The following is a 14,715-nucleotide window of genomic DNA, read 5'->3' on the forward strand; positions in this document are numbered from 1 at the left end:
TTACCATACGGGCTTTTTATGTTGTTGATTGGCCGATCAGCCGCCTTCAGGCTGGGGCGCCTGTGAAGGAGAAGGCTCGGGCGCAGTCGTTGGTGCGGGGGTGGACGACGGCGCCGGCGTATACGTCTCAGTGGGCGTAGGCGATTCTGACGGCAGGTCCCATCCTGGAAAGTGTACATTACACTCCGTATTCGGATCGCCACCGGAGGTATAAAGGCCGTCCTCTCCTACTGCGGTTTCCGTTGTAGACGAACCGCTGCCGCTCCATTTGGCATACGGGGAATCCGACGGGAATGAGTGGGAATAATAATAGTATGCCGATTCTTCCGGACATACGCCCTCGATGAAGCGCATCCCCGAAATGCCGCACATCTTAATCGAAGAGGTCGAGTGCTGGCCGCTGCATACCTCCGTCGGTTCAGTACCGGAAAGCATCCAGCCTGAAAATACAAGGCAGCCGCTGCCCGGCGCAAGGTTGGTGTATGCACAGACTTGCGCGTTCGTATTGATGTTGAAATCTTCGGGCGTGCCGTCAATGATAGGGGCATCGCCTAATCCAAGCCCTTCATGGATTTTCTGCATATATTCCTTCCACAAGGGGGCGGTCACGCGGCTGGCAAGGGAGCTGTCGCCGATGGTCTTATTCTGATCCTGCCCTACCCACACAAAAGAAGAATAGTAATGGGTATAACCGGCAAATGTCGCGCCTTTGTTGTTGCCGACCGTACCCGTTTTGCCCGCTGTAGTGATCCCGTCAAGGTTGCCATTTTCACCGGTACCCTCACGGACAGCCTCCTCCAGGACGTTTGTCAGCATGTAAGCCGTAGAGGGCTTGAAGGCCTGGTGTACGTCCCGGTCTGTAGACGCGTCGATGATCACATTTTTGTTCGCATCGCGCACGAGCGTAAAGGAAACGGGCTGGCGGTATTCGCCCTGGTTGGCGATGGCTGCATAGGCCGCAGTCATCTGGATGGGAGTTACCGGCGAGCCGCCTAGGGCAAGGCCTACGCCTGTAGGCGTGATATTTTCGTTCGGGATACCGAGCTTATTCAGGTAATCTACGGACGTATCGATGGTGACATAATCCATCAGCGTATGCGCTGCGGCGACGTTGAGGGATTTCACGACTGCATACCGCATTGTGATAGGGCCTTGCGTACCGCCCTGCATGCGGGGATTGCTTTCGTCGCCATCCTCGTTGAGCCATCCCGAAATGGGTGCGTCGATATAGGGAACGCCGGAGACAGGGCCGTAGCCGATGTCAAACGCAGGCCCGTATACGGCAAGCGGCTTCATAGAGGAACCGACCGGCAGGCCCTCATCGGCACGGTTGGTGGTGATACGGATGGTTGGCTCGTCTTTGGAACCTACGATAGCCACCAGATATCCGGTTTCGTTATCTATGACCGCTGCCGCAGCTTGCGGCTGGGGCGTTATAATACCATTGCTGTCTGTGATTTCCGTGGCGACACCCTTGGGCAACGTGGGATACCCATCGTAATTCGCAAGCGTATTCTGTACGGTCTCCTGGATCGTCGGGTTGAGCGTGGTATAGATTTCATAACCGCCCGCCCGCATTTCCAGATCCACTTTCTGGCGGTTGGCTTCCGTATCTTCAAGGCCTTCTTTTTGCAGCAGGAAGGTTTGGACGTCCTTTATGACATATTCGACAAAATGCGGATATTTATAAAGCTCGTTCGTGGGGGATTCCGGCTGGATATTCATCATTTCTTTCCACGTATCAAGGTATCCGTCTTTCAAAATTTTTTCGCCGGTATAGCCGGGCTCCAAACATTCGGGAGCGAGGTAATCCGCGGAAGGGATCATGACCTCGTTATATTGCTCCTCGGTGATCATACCGTCCCAGTACATGCGTTCCGCAACGATGTTCATACGGTTGATCAAGTCGGGCAGGTGCTCCGGGTATTTGTACGTCGCGAGCCGCGGATTGTATTTGGTCGGGTTTTGCGTGATCGAAGCGATGAGGATCATTTCGCGCAGGTTGAGCTCGGACAGGTCTTTGGCAAAATAATCCTTGGCAGCCGTTTTGACGCCATATACCGTGCCGCCTAAAGGAATCGCGTTCAGGTAGGCTTCGAGTATTTCGTCTTTGCTGTATTTTTTCTCAAGCTCGGTCGCAAGATAGGCTTCCTGCAGCTTACGCTTATAGGAACGCTCATTGGAGAGCAGCTTGTTTTTAACGAGCTGCTGGGTGATCGTGCTGCCGCCCTCCACCTTACCGGAAGACAGGTTGGAGAGGAATGCGCCGACGAGGCGGCGGAAATCTACGCCGTTATGATCGTAAAAGCGGATATCCTCGACTGCGATCACGGCATTGCGGAGGTCTTCGGGAATTTCGTCAAGCGTTGCGTAATCACGGTTCTGGGAACCCGTATAGGTGGCAAGCAGTTTGGTCGTGTCGCCATCCTGGTAATAAATCTTGGAGCTCAAGCTCTGATCCTGTATTTTGCCTACGTCGAGTTCCGGCGTGGTATCGAGGTAGGCGTTCGCAACGCCCATCAGGGAACCAAAGCCGATAACCACGGCGATGATGATCGCCACAAAGGTAAATTTAATGGTCGTCAAAACAACGCCGAGGGCAAAATTCGGTTTTTTGTCGCGCGGTTTGAAAAGGGATTTTTTACCGCCCACCACAGGGATGGACTGGGTTTGCTCTTTTCGGGGCGTTGCAGCCGTTTTGATTTTTTTACCGGCCGGCTCGGAAAAAATGACCGTTTCATCTGAAACAGGAACATCCGTGGTTTTCTTTTGTAACGGCTTTGGCTTGACCGGCTGCTTTTTCACCGGTTTTTCCGCCGCCGCTTTCGCCTTGGGTACATAAGCCTTTGCGGGCTTTTGACCAGCCGGCTTTTCCGGCAAAGGCCCTGAGGATTTGGGGACATAAGTTTTTGTTTTTACAGGCTTTTGGGGAACCTCTTCCTTCTCGAACGGAATCGGCGTCGGCCGCCTTAACTTGCGGACGCTTTCGGACGTCACTTTTTTTACCTGGTTGGATGCGCCCGAAAAACCCCCTTTTATTTTATTTGCCGCAGAGGAGAAAAACTTTTTGGTTTTTTCCCCGGCGTTTTTTATCGTATCCCGAAAATCTTTCTTGGGAGCCATTGCAATACTTACCTCCGTGTAAATAACTACATCTATATATAGCAAGATACAATAATACTAGCATAATTCACATTACAAATAAATGTTTTTCACAAAATATTCACAGAACAAGAGCCGCAGAAGTTTACAAAAAGGCCGAGTTATGGTACTATCGTACCGTAATTATTATGGGTTTGAGGTGAAAAAGCAATGTCCGGACATTCAAAATGGTCAACAATCAAAAACAAAAAGGGAAAAGCCGATGCCGCGCGCGGCAAGGTTTTCACAAAAATAGGCAGGGAGATCGCGGTTGCGGTCAAGTTGGGCGGCCCTGACCCGTCGATGAATTCGCGCCTTAGGGACGTAATTGCCAAGGCGAAGGCCAACAATATGCCGAACGACAATATCTCCAGATCGATCAAAAAGGCGTCGGGAGAGCTGGGAAGCATCAACTATGAGGAGCTGACCTATGAAGGATATGGCATTGGCGGCGTAGCCGTGATCGTGGAAACGATGACGGACAATAAAAACCGTACGGTGGGCGAGGTGCGCCATGCGTTCGATAAATTCGGCGGATCGCTGGGCACGAACGGAAGCGTATCTTTCATGTTTGATAAAAAGGGCGTGATCGTTATCGACGCGCAGGCGGGAGACGAGGATACGGTGATGGAAGCGGCCCTGGAAGCTGGTGCGGAGGATTTTTCGGCAGAGGACGGCGCGTACGAGATCACTACTGCCCCGGAGGATTTTTCAGCGGTACGCGAAGCTCTGGAAGAGGCGGGCTATGAATTCCTGTCCGCGGAGCTCGATATGGTTCCGCAAACGACGACGGCCTTAAATGAGGAGCAGCAAATCAAGTTTGAAAAGATGCTGGATATGCTCGAGGACAACGACGACGTGCAGAATATTTTCCACAACGCTGATTTGCCGGACGAGGAATAAAAGCTTTTGGCAGGGGGATTTGAAACTGTAATATTTTAAATGGTACAGATTGCTTAGCGGCTTGTTTCCAATCTCTTGATCGCCATGTATGCCATGGAGACCAAGAGATTTTTTGTTATGAAATAATAGCGATTTGTAAGAAATCCGCAATACATATCCCCAAAATATTTACATGACCGAGCGGGTAATGTTATACTAAAATTAGGGAGACCTATGCGGAAAACACGGATAGGCCGGAAAGTGATATGATGAAGCGGAAGAGGAAAGAAGCGTTTACGTTAATAGAGTTGATCGTTGTGATTGCGATCATCGGCGTGCTGGCAGCGATACTGATTCCGACGATGATGGGCTTTGTCGGCGATGCGCAGGAGAGCACATGCGCGGCGAACAGAGACACGGCGGCAAGGAACGTTACACATTGGCTGGCTTTACAAAGAGGCAAGGGAAACACGGACGAAAACGCGCTGGTTGATGAAGCGATACAACAGTCGTTTGAAGGACAAGCGGTTAAGACGGGGACAAATACATATACGGGTTTATGCCCGACGGACGGCATATATACGGTCATTGTTGCACCTGATGGGAGCGCGGCATGCGCATGCAGCGCGCACGGAGGAGGAGAGCAGCCCAACCCGCCTAACCCCGGAAAGACGGATGAAGAACATATACAGGATCTATGGTCGCTGGACATCGTTAAGAATTATTTTACCAGTAAGCCCGTAAGGTCTACGCTGGATTCGAGCGCTACCCATGGATCGGCGATCGCGAGCGAGATCAACAAATTATTGGAGGAGCAATTCGGCGTGGACGCTGCGAATACCAGTTGGCGGATTTATAAGAACGGGGACGACGACTTTACGATTACCTGGGCAAACCTCAACATTGAGGGGCTCGATCCGGCGGACAAGGATCGTTTCCCGGTCACGCGTTACCAGACAAAATCGGGAACCACGGAAACGGGAACGATGTGCATCGGCACGAAGACAACGGAAGGAAAGACATACAACGTCCTTGACGGCGGTTCGTTTGAGAAATCCTGAAAGCCTAGCCCGATGAAAAGACGGGCGCAGGCGTGCGGTCGAAATATGATTATTTCATGGCATTCCAGAAGGTCATGATCGAGCTGTCGGGCAAAATTTTGGCAAAAAACATATGCAATTTGTTGAATATGCCGTAGACGGAAACATCCTTTTCGCGCTGCGCGTCTTTCAGTGCGCGTGCAACGACATTTTCGGGTTTGGATAAAAAGAGGAAGTTTTTGACCGCGCCCTTGCTGGCGTTCTTTTGGGCTACGTCGAAAAATTCCGTCTTAGTCCAGCCGGGGCACACCGCCGTAACGGAAACGCCTTTTTTGCCGAGCTCACGGTTTAAGGCACGCGAATAGCTTAGGACAAAGGCCTTGGAAGCGGCGTAGATGTTCATATCCGGAAGCGGCTGGAAGGCGGCCGTCGAGGCGATCTGTATGATGTGCCCGCCGGGCAGCATATGGGGAATACACGCCATCGTAAGGGCCACGAGCGCGCGGACATCAAGGTCGATCATGGCGAGCGCATCCTGCTCGCGTACCTGCTCAAAATCACCGAACTTGGCAAAGCCCGAACAGTTGGCAAGCAGCTGCACGCCGGGCTTCTCTTTGTCCATCACCTGCTTTAAGGCATCGATATGGGACATATCCGTCAAATCGTAAGCAAAAACGCGCAGGGGCGTCTGAACCTCCTGCGCAAGCTCTTCAAGCCGTTCTTTCCTGCGTGCGATGACCCAAATCTGTTCCACGCACTTTTGCGCGCTTACCTGTTTGACGAATTCCTTCCCCATGCCTGAGGAAGCTCCTGTGATGATCGCAATTTTCACGCCCTGACACCTCTTTTTCAAGTCTTGTGCTATTGATAAACAGCTTTTGCAAAGAGTATCAACCCTTTTTGGAATTTTGGAAGCCGTAAGCCATTTTGGCGACGAGGCCGTCGGGCAGCAGCTTGGAAAAAAAGCGCGCGACCTTCATAACGGCGCCGGGCACGATAACCGTTTTCCCGGCAAACATTTTTTTGACCGCGTATGCGGCGACATATTCCGAAGCGAGTCCGTGCAGGCCAAACTGTACGCCCGCCGTCTGGTTGAACTCCGTATTGACGGGGCCGGGGCACAGCGCGCCGATATATACGTCCCGCCCCGCCTTTTTCAGCTCTTCGCGGATGGCCTGCGTGAGGCGCAGCACGTACGCTTTGGAAGCGTAGTAGGATGAAAAGAGAGGGCCGGGCATGAAGGCCGCGGACGAGGCCACGTTGAGGATATAGCCGTGATCCTTTTGGATGAAATCCTTTAAGAACAGCTTGCTAAGAATGTGCACGGAGACGATGTCAACGGCGATCATGTTGAGCTCGGCGTAAAGATCCGTTTCATCGAATGCGCCGAACACGCCGTAGCCTGCATTATTGATGAGGATATCGATATCTTCGCCTTTCACCGCCTCATACAGCCGCAGGCATTCCTCCTTTTTGGAAAGGTCGGCGGTGATAACCTCTACGCCGGTCGAAAGTTCATTTTTGAGTTCCAGCAGGCGGTCTTCACGGCGCGCGCTGATGATGAGGCCGCAGCCCCGCTTGCTAAGTTCCCTTGCGATATCCCGCCCGATGCCCGAGCTTGCCCCTGTGATCAATGCTTTCATTGCCGCCTCCCGCTTTGTTTTTGTTTCATTATAACACTATGGGGCGAGATTGTGTAATGATGGGAATGAGGGTATAATAAAACAAAGAATAAAAAATGGAGCGGATATGAAAAAACGGATAATCGCGATCGTATGCATGATAGTATTGGCGGCTATGCTTATGGCATGCGCCGCTCAGGGGACGCAGCCGCCCGAAACGCCTGTTCCCAGCGCACAGGGTTCCCCGGGTACGGCGGCGCAGCTTCCGACAGTTTTGCCCACGCAGACGGCAACGCCGACGCCTGAACCGACCCCGACCCCCGACCCGACACTCAAAATCGGAGTAGAGAGCGAGGCGGTCATGGCACTGCAAAAGCGGCTTTCCGAGCTTGGATACCTCAAAATAGACGAATTTACCACGAAATATGGCCCGGCGACGCAAAGGGCTGTGACGCTGTTCCAAAAGCAGAACGCTCTGAGCGCGGACGGGATTGCGGGGGAGCAGACGCTTTCGCGTATTTATGCGGACGACGCAAAGGAATGTACGCTGCCGCTTTCGGGTATCGTGATCGGCATAGACCCGGGACACCAGGCAAAGGGAAATTCGGCAACGGAGCCGCAGGCGCCGGATTCGCCGGTGAAAAAAGCAAAAGTCTCTTCGGGCGCGGACGGAAAGAACACGGGAACGCCGGAATATAAGGTCACGCTGGCGGTGGGGCTTAAGCTGCGGGACTTGCTGGAAGAAAACGGAGCGGAAGTGGTGATGACGCGCGAAAGCTCGGACGTCGATATTTCCAACAAACAGCGCGCACAGCTTTTTAATGACGCGGGGGTCGACCTCGCCGTCAGGTTGCACTGCGACGGGGTGGACGATTCTTCGGTACACGGCGCGCTCATGCTCGTTCCCAGCGGGCCGTACACGGAAGGGATCGCGGGGCAAAGCCGCGCGGCGGGCGAGGCGATCCTGAGTGCGTTCGTTGATGAGACAGGCGCGAAAAACCGCGGGATAAGCGAGCGGGACGACCAGACGGGCTTTAATTGGAGCAGCGTGCCCGTATGCAATATGGAGATGGGCTGCCTTTCCAACGGCAATGAAGAAGAATTGTTGATTTCAGACGATTACCAGCAGAAGTGCGCACAGGGCGTATTGCAGGGAATACTGGATTATTTCGCATAAACGGCTGGGCAGGATGTTTGCGACTTGTTTTCGTTAAAACGGGATGTTATACTGAAAAAAAGCAAAGAAAGACGAGGAGAAGGCCATGGGTTCGGTGTTAAAGGTCGCGCAGGCGGCGAAAGACGCAAAAACGGCGATGAACAAGCTCTCGACCATCGAAAAAAACAAGATTCTGGAAGCGATGGCGCAGGGGCTTTTAAACCATACGGAATTTATATTAAAGCAGAATATGCTGGACGTGGAAGCGGCGAAGGAAAAGGGCCGTACTTCGGCGCTCATCGACAGGCTTGCACTCACCAAGGCGCGTATACAGGATATGGCGCAAGGGCTTCGGGACGTGGCGGCGCTTGCCGACCCGGTCGGAGAGATCATACATGGGACAAAACGCCCCAATGGCCTTATGATCACAAAAAAGCGCGTGCCGCTGGGCGTTGTGGGTATTATTTATGAAGCGCGCCCGAACGTGACGGCGGACGCGATCGGCTTGTGCCTGAAAACGTCCAACGCGGTCGTTTTAAAGGGCGGCAGCGAGGCGATCCATTCCAATTCCGCAGTGGCGGACGTAATGGTACAGGCGGGCGAGGTCGCAGGGCTGCCCAAAGGCGCGGTGGGACTGATCCGCGACGTATCGCGCAGCGCAGTCACGGAAATGATGAAGTTAAACGACCTGATCGACGTGCTCATCCCGCGCGGCGGTGCGGGACTGATCCAATCTGTGGTACAGAACGCGACAGTTCCGGTCATCGAAACCGGTACGGGGAACTGCCACATTTATGTCGATGATTCGGCAGACCTCAATATGGCGGCACAGATCACCGTAAACGCGAAAACGACGCGCCCGGCCGTATGCAACGCGGCGGAGAGCCTGCTCGTGCATGCTGACGTGGCGGCAGGATTCCTGCCCAAAGTGTTTGCAGACCTCAAAAAAGAGGGCGTGGAAATCCGCGGCTGCGAGGTCAGCCAGAAATATGGCGCGATTCCGGCTACGCAGGAGGATTACGAGACGGAATTCCTCGATTATATCATTTCGGTGAAGGTCGTGCGGGATGTGGACGAGGCGATCGCCCATATCAACAAATACAGCACGGGCCATTCGGAGGCGATCATCACCAACGATTATAAGAATGCGGAGAGGTTCAAGGACGAAGTGGACAGCGCGGCGGTATATGTCAACGCGAGCACGCGTTTTACAGACGGGTTTGAATTCGGTTTTGGCGCGGAGATCGGCATTTCCACGCAGAAGCTGCACGCGCGCGGGCCGATGGGGCTTGAAGAATTGACGACGGTAAAATATGTGATAGACGGTGACGGGCAGATCCGTTAAATAAAACAAGAGGGGATTACAATATGGATAACCAGGATTTGATACCGGAAATGGATTTTGAACCGGAAGAGCTTGCAAAGCGCGTCAAGCAGCACAGGATCGCGGGCGTGATTGTGGCGGTGTGCCTGATCGCGATGGGGCTTTTGATGGTTTTCCTGCCGTTTTTGGGAAGTGTGAGCATCAACAACACCTTAGGCCTTGGCGTACTGCTTCTGGGCGTTTACGAGCTGATCATTTATTTCCGCACGGCCGCTGCATACCGCAACGCGGCAACGCTGGTAAGCGGATTTATCCTCGCCATTATGGGTGCGGTCATCCTTGTGCTTTCGCTGGGCGACCCGGCGAGCCAGATCGCGATGATGAACATCTTTACCATCGTGCTTGGATTCGTGACCATCTACCGCGGATTTTTGCAGATGTTCGCATGCAGGCGTTTTCGGAGCCTCGATGAAAAGGATACGGGCTGGCTTTCGACCAGCGGGGTACTCAATATCATCCTTGGAATCATCATCGTCGTGGTGCCGTTTACGGGCTGGCTTACATCCGCAGTGGTGATCGGCATTTACCTTGCGATCGCGGGCGTGGCGCTCCTTACCGAGGCGATGGCCGGAAAGACGGCGGTCAATAAAAGGTAAAGGATATTATGGGAAATCAAAAGAGGCTGCCATAAAAGGCAGCTTCTTTTTGTTGTATAAAATCAAGTAAGCGTAACATCAACGTCCTCTTCAACGATGGCGTTGCCGCCGACCGTAATGTTGTTGGGGACTCCTATTTCATAGAATTGCCAACAATTATTTGGATCGGAAACATTGATGAATACTTCCAGCCGATAGCCGTTTTCAAAATCAATTGTTAGATCACCGAATTTGGATACATTGATTTTTTTGACGATAAACCCTAGTGTCTGTTCATAGACGGGTCTAAAAGTTTGTTCGTTGATTTCGTCAAGGCGGTTACTTCCATACTCTAAATAGTCGAAATCCGGTACGTCTTCTCCGTCCCTGATTCCTAAGCCATTTGCCTCAAGTATGGGAATACTGGGCTGAAACATGTCCTGATTGGCCAGAATTATTCGATCTTGATATGTCCAACGAAATGTGCAGAATGCCGCAACAACGAAATCCTCTTCAATTCTTTCTGTTGTACGAAGCTGATCTCGAATAATCTCGACATCCCTGTTCGCGGGAATAAATCCAAATTCAGCATAATTGTCCCAACGTTCCATATTTACCAGTCGTTGTCCTAGAAGTGTGCTTACTTTATCTTTGATTTTTTGAATTTCTTGTTTTTTCATTGCGTTTCTCCTTATTTTCCAGTATGCTTTTTTATCTGGATTCCCCCTGATTATCTTTTATATTAATATCTTACTACATTTTCTTCGCGCGACAAAGGACATCCGCGGACATAAAAAGGACATGTGCGGACATCGATCGTTTGCATAAAAATCAAAGCAGGCGTAAATAGAAAATAAGTTCTTTTAAGAGACGCTGGCCGTCCGCGTCTAATTTCAATGCCAGGCGGTCGGTCAGGTAATCGATATGGCGCAGGACTTCGGTCCTGCGCTCTTTGTTTAGCTGGGAAAGGGTATATTCCTCATAGGAAATATCTTTGCGCGATTTCATAATACGCCTCTTGGAATGACAATCATTCGGGGTCACTATTGCCTCTATTATGCTACCGATTGGTAACATAGTCAAGAGGTGATTGCTATGATTTTGCAAAGATTGGAAGATTTAAGGATAGACCATGATTTATCTCAGCGTCAGGTTGGTGAAATTCTGAAATGCAATCGTAATGTCTATGGGCGATATGAACGCGGCGAAAGAGATATACCCGTTTGGGCTGTAATTAAGCTGGCGGCACACTATGGCGTGAGCACGGACTACATTTTAGGCCTGACGGACGACCCAAGGCCGTATCCGCGCGCGAAGCACGCGCGCTAAAACCACTTTTGTTTTTTGAAGAACGCAATACTTAAAATGACGATCATCAGGCTGATGACGATCACGACGGGATAGGCAAACGGCGCGGCGTATTCGGGCATTTTCAGGTTCATGCCGTACCAGCCGACGATGAGCGTCAAGGGCATGAAAATCATGGTGATGATGGTGAGTATCTTCATGATATTGTTCATGCGCAGGTCGACCTCGGCCTGGTAAGCCTCGCGGATTTCCGAAACGTATTCGCGCAGGCTTTTTGTTTTGTCGTAAAGGCGCTGCGTTTTGCCGTAGATAATGTTCAAAAAGCGCACGGAGCTTTTGCTGAACAGACGCTTTTCGTTCATGGAAAGGGATTCCAGTATATTCAAAAGCTGCTCATAATAGCGCATGATCACCATCAGGTGTTTGCGCCTGTCGATGATACTTTTGGTGATGTTGCCCTGCTTATCCGTCAGTACGTCGTCCTCTAAGTCGCCAATCTGTTCTTCGATCCTGTCGAGGGAGGCCAGGTCGTCGTCCAGAATATACTCAAAAAACGCGCACACCAGCCGCCCGACGCTCGCTTCGCCTTTATTGGTATGCGCGAAGCGGTCAAGCAGCGAAGCCAGCTCTTCGCACTGGTCGCACACGAAATGCAGGCGGCCGGCACGCAGGAAAATGTAAACGGGCGGACTGTCCTTTAAGCGGTGCTCAAATTCGTAAAAGGGGATGCACAGCAAATCGAAATCATCGTAGGATTCAAAGCGGATAGACGGGTTTTCGAGGGCGGCAAGCAGCGTCTGGCGCGGAATATCCGTGATATGGGCGGAAAATTCCTTGATAGTGGACACGGAAACGTATTCCGCCTCTTTTTTGCCGCCGACCGCGTCTGTTTGGGTCATGATCCCGTTGGTGATTTCGTATAACATAGCATGCGTTCCTCGTTTCGCGTTCATTATAGCACCGGACAGGGAAAAAGACAAAATCCCTATGTTATAATATACGCCGCTTATGATATAATAAACAAGTATGAAAACAGAGCAAGGAGAAGCGTTATGCCGAAATTATGGGGCGGAAGGTTTGAAGGGAATACGGACGAATTTGCAGAGGGCTTCCAGTCTTCTATCGGGTTTGACTGCCGCATGTACCGCGAGGACATCACGGGGAGCATCGCGCACGCGCGTATGCTGGGCGAGCAGGGGATCATCCCCAAAGAGGACGCAGGGAAAATCATCGAGGGACTGAAAGGTATTTTAGAAGATATTGACGCGGGCAAGGTGGAGTTTTCCGTACACGACGAGGACATCCACATGAACGTGGAGCGGCTTTTAACGGAGCGCGTCGGCGACGTGGGAAAGAAGCTGCACACAGGACGCAGCCGCAACGACCAGGTGGCGACGGATTTCAGGCTGTATATGCGCCGCTCGGTCGACGAGACGACACAAAACCTGATACAGCTATGCGGCGTGCTGATCGACATAGCGGAAGAAAACACGGACACGATTATGTCCGCTTATACGCACCTGCAAAAGGCGCAGCCCACGACGCTCGGGCATTATATGATGGCCTATTTTGAGATGTTCTACCGCGACATAGAGCGGCTGATTGACTGCCGCAGGCGCACGAACATCCTGCCCCTTGGGTCGGGCGCGCTGTGCGCGACGACATACCCGCTTGACCGCGCGATGGCGGCGGAAGAGCTGGGGATGGACGAGATTACGCGCAACAGTTTAGACGGCGTATCCGACCGCGATTTTGCGCTGGAATATTTGTCGGTGGCTTCGATATGCATGATGCATTTATCGAGGCTGTGCGAGGAGATCATTTTATTTTCCACCAACGAATACGGCACGCTGCGTTTATCGGACGCGTACTCCACTGGGTCGAGCATCATGCCGCAAAAGAAAAATCCGGATATGGCGGAGCTGATACGCGGCAAGACGGGCAGGGTATACGGCGACCTGATGGGCCTGCTGACCGTTATGAAAGGGCTGCCGCTTGCATATAACAAGGATATGCAGGAGGACAAGGAAGGCGTATTTGACGCGGTAGATACGGTAAACGCGTGCCTTCAGGTGATGTGCGGGATGCTCAAGACGGCGGAATGGAAGAAAGATATGCTGCAACTGGGCGCGGGACGTGGTTTTACCAACGCGACGGACGCGGCGGATTATTTCGTGAAGAACGGCATGGCGTTCCGCGACGCGCACGCGGTAGTAGGGCATTTGGTGCTTTACTGCGAGCAGAACGGCAAAGCGATCGACGAACTGACGCTCGAGGAAATCCGGAAGTTTGCGCCGGACGCAAAAGAGGACATCTTTGACGCGATCAGCCTTACGACATGTGTGAACACGAGAAACGTTCCGGGCGGGCCCGCGCCGGAAGCGGTGAATGAGCATATCCGGCAGGCAAAACGGCTGCTGGGAGAGCTTTAATGAACGATTGTTCATTTAAAATGGGAAAAACTGGAATACTAAGGAATAAAAAGGGAATGGCAAACAAATGGAAAAAAGCGGCTGTTTGGGCAGCGGCGGCAACGATGCTGGCGGCGTCTCTTTTGACGGGGTGCGCGGCGGCGGATGCAGGGCAGCCGTCCGAGCAGCCGACAGCTATACCGAGCGCAACGCAAATGCCCGCGGCGACGCCGACGCCTAAACCAACCCCGACGCCCACGCCTACTCCGGCGACGCTTAAGGAGGGGGCGCAGTCGCCTGAAGTCACCAAATTGCAGGAGCGGCTGATTCAGCTCGATTACCTGCACGCGGACAAGGCGACGGATTATTACGGTTCGGCGACCAGGGAAGCGGTGGAAACGTTCCAGAGGCAGAACGGGCTTGATGTCACGGGGATCGCGGACGCGCAGACAATAGAATTATTAAATTCCGGCAAGGCGAAAGCATGCGATACGTTTTTAAAGCTCGCCCCTACGGTCGGCATGAGTTTTGAAGAGCTGGTGATGAGCGACGACGGGACGCGCGACGAATATCCGAAAGGGTTCCCTGAGGCGGGAACGTACAAGATCATCGTGGATGTGGAGCATCAGGTGACGCTTGTTTATACGAAAGACGACGACGGGAATTATACGATCCCGGTTCGTTACATGCTGTGTTCTACGGGCAAGGACGGCGCGACGCCGCAGGGTACTTTTAAAATGAACAAATACCATGTGCGGTTCAGCCAGTTTGCGCGCGATAAGACGTACGGGCAATACTGGACGCAGATATACGGCGCGTTTTATTTCCACACGATCCTTTATGATAAGATGGATACGGGTACGTACATCGAAGAAGTATGGGAAAAGATGGGTACGGCGGATTCACACGGGTGCGTGCGCCTTACCGTGCCGGACGCCAAGTGGATGTGGTACAACATCGCGCCGGGAACGGTGTGCGTGATCCGCGCGGGCGACCCGAACGATGAAAAGACGGCTTCGATCCGCGAGCAGTTGGAGCTGGCGCCGTTGCCCAGCGAGCGGCCGGACATTGATCCGGAAAACATTCCCAGTACGGACAACTGGAGCGTAAAGGATGTTGCGACGGACGTACCCTTCGTGCAGGGGTCGCAGGACTAAAAAATATAACGGACGAAAAGCCCGGCGGCAGGAATGCGC

Annotated in this window: 14 protein-coding genes; 8 read left to right on the forward strand and 6 right to left on the reverse strand. The window is 52.5% G+C overall.

Annotated elements, in window-relative coordinates; all coding sequences use genetic code 11:
- Nucleotides 1-36: 36 nt before the first annotated feature.
- Nucleotides 37-3,123 (reverse strand): transglycosylase domain-containing protein, encoded by a 3,087-nt coding sequence (locus tag BN6471_RS06110; RefSeq protein WP_066646537.1) that lies wholly within the window; start codon nt 3,121-3,123, stop codon nt 37-39.
- A gap of 189 nt (nt 3,124-3,312) precedes the next feature.
- On the opposite strand from BN6471_RS06110, the gene BN6471_RS06115 reads away from it, so the two are divergent.
- Together BN6471_RS06115 and BN6471_RS06120 are read left to right on the forward strand one after the other, a co-directional pair.
- Nucleotides 3,313-4,044 carry a YebC/PmpR family DNA-binding transcriptional regulator gene (locus BN6471_RS06115; protein WP_066646539.1) on the forward strand — a complete coding sequence of 244 codons (732 nt, stop codon included), beginning with the start codon at nt 3,313-3,315 and terminating at the stop codon, nt 4,042-4,044.
- Between the two features lie 245 nt (nt 4,045-4,289).
- On the forward strand, nt 4,290-5,084 hold the full coding sequence (locus tag BN6471_RS06120; RefSeq protein WP_074025759.1) for a type II secretion system protein: 795 nt from the start codon (nt 4,290-4,292) through the stop codon (nt 5,082-5,084).
- 49 nt (nt 5,085-5,133) lie between these two features.
- Here BN6471_RS06120 and BN6471_RS06125 read toward each other — a convergent pair whose 3' ends face one another.
- Together BN6471_RS06125 and BN6471_RS06130 are read right to left on the reverse strand one after the other, a co-directional pair.
- Nucleotides 5,134-5,895, reverse strand: a complete 762-nt coding sequence (locus BN6471_RS06125; RefSeq protein ID WP_066646548.1) for an SDR family NAD(P)-dependent oxidoreductase — start codon at nt 5,893-5,895, stop codon at nt 5,134-5,136.
- A 58-nt stretch (nt 5,896-5,953) separates the two neighbouring features.
- Nucleotides 5,954-6,706, reverse strand: a complete 753-nt coding sequence (locus tag BN6471_RS06130; RefSeq protein WP_066646550.1) for an SDR family NAD(P)-dependent oxidoreductase — start codon at nt 6,704-6,706, stop codon at nt 5,954-5,956.
- Between the two features lie 106 nt (nt 6,707-6,812).
- Between BN6471_RS06130 and BN6471_RS06135 the strand changes: the two genes are divergently transcribed.
- From BN6471_RS06135 to BN6471_RS06145, 3 genes are all read left to right on the forward strand, one after another.
- Nucleotides 6,813-7,862, forward strand: a complete 1,050-nt coding sequence (locus BN6471_RS06135) for an N-acetylmuramoyl-L-alanine amidase (protein ID WP_066646552.1) — start codon at nt 6,813-6,815, stop codon at nt 7,860-7,862.
- An 85-nt stretch (nt 7,863-7,947) separates the two neighbouring features.
- The gene (locus tag BN6471_RS06140) at nt 7,948-9,186 is read left to right on the forward strand and encodes a glutamate-5-semialdehyde dehydrogenase (RefSeq protein WP_066646554.1); all 1,239 of its coding nucleotides are present in this window, start codon (nt 7,948-7,950) and stop codon (nt 9,184-9,186) included.
- Nucleotides 9,187-9,209: 23 nt separating this feature from the next.
- The gene (locus BN6471_RS06145; protein WP_066646556.1) at nt 9,210-9,821 is read left to right on the forward strand and encodes an HdeD family acid-resistance protein; all 612 of its coding nucleotides are present in this window, start codon (nt 9,210-9,212) and stop codon (nt 9,819-9,821) included.
- Nucleotides 9,822-9,883: 62 nt separating this feature from the next.
- Here BN6471_RS06145 and BN6471_RS06150 read toward each other — a convergent pair whose 3' ends face one another.
- Both BN6471_RS06150 and BN6471_RS12880 read right to left on the reverse strand, forming a co-directional pair.
- Nucleotides 9,884-10,480, reverse strand: coding sequence for a hypothetical protein (locus tag BN6471_RS06150; RefSeq protein WP_066646559.1), 597 nt, complete (start codon nt 10,478-10,480; stop codon nt 9,884-9,886).
- A gap of 151 nt (nt 10,481-10,631) precedes the next feature.
- The gene (locus BN6471_RS12880; RefSeq protein ID WP_156511791.1) at nt 10,632-10,808 is read right to left on the reverse strand and encodes a hypothetical protein; all 177 of its coding nucleotides are present in this window, start codon (nt 10,806-10,808) and stop codon (nt 10,632-10,634) included.
- An 87-nt stretch (nt 10,809-10,895) separates the two neighbouring features.
- Between BN6471_RS12880 and BN6471_RS06155 the strand changes: the two genes are divergently transcribed.
- Entirely contained in the window at nt 10,896-11,129 is a 234-nt protein-coding gene (locus BN6471_RS06155) for a helix-turn-helix domain-containing protein (RefSeq protein WP_066646566.1), read from the forward strand.
- Here the strand turns inward: BN6471_RS06155 and BN6471_RS06160 are convergent.
- On the reverse strand, nt 11,126-12,034 hold the full coding sequence (locus BN6471_RS06160) for a magnesium transporter CorA family protein (RefSeq protein ID WP_066646574.1): 909 nt from the start codon (nt 12,032-12,034) through the stop codon (nt 11,126-11,128). The two genes, BN6471_RS06155 and BN6471_RS06160, sit on opposite strands and share 4 nt — an antisense overlap.
- 126 nt (nt 12,035-12,160) lie before the next feature.
- Here BN6471_RS06160 and argH point away from each other — a divergent pair, with 126 nt between their 5' ends.
- Together argH and BN6471_RS06170 are read left to right on the forward strand one after the other, a co-directional pair.
- On the forward strand, nt 12,161-13,540 hold the full coding sequence (argH, locus tag BN6471_RS06165) for an argininosuccinate lyase (RefSeq protein ID WP_066646577.1): 1,380 nt from the start codon (nt 12,161-12,163) through the stop codon (nt 13,538-13,540).
- A gap of 56 nt (nt 13,541-13,596) precedes the next feature.
- Complete coding sequence (locus tag BN6471_RS06170; protein ID WP_066646579.1) at nt 13,597-14,676, forward strand: L,D-transpeptidase family protein; 1,080 nt, start codon at nt 13,597-13,599, stop codon at nt 14,674-14,676.
- Nucleotides 14,677-14,715 lie beyond the last annotated feature (39 nt).

Source organism: Christensenella timonensis, assembly GCF_900087015.1.
In the GTDB taxonomy this organism is placed as follows: Bacteria; Bacillota; Clostridia; order Christensenellales; family Christensenellaceae; genus Christensenella; species Christensenella timonensis.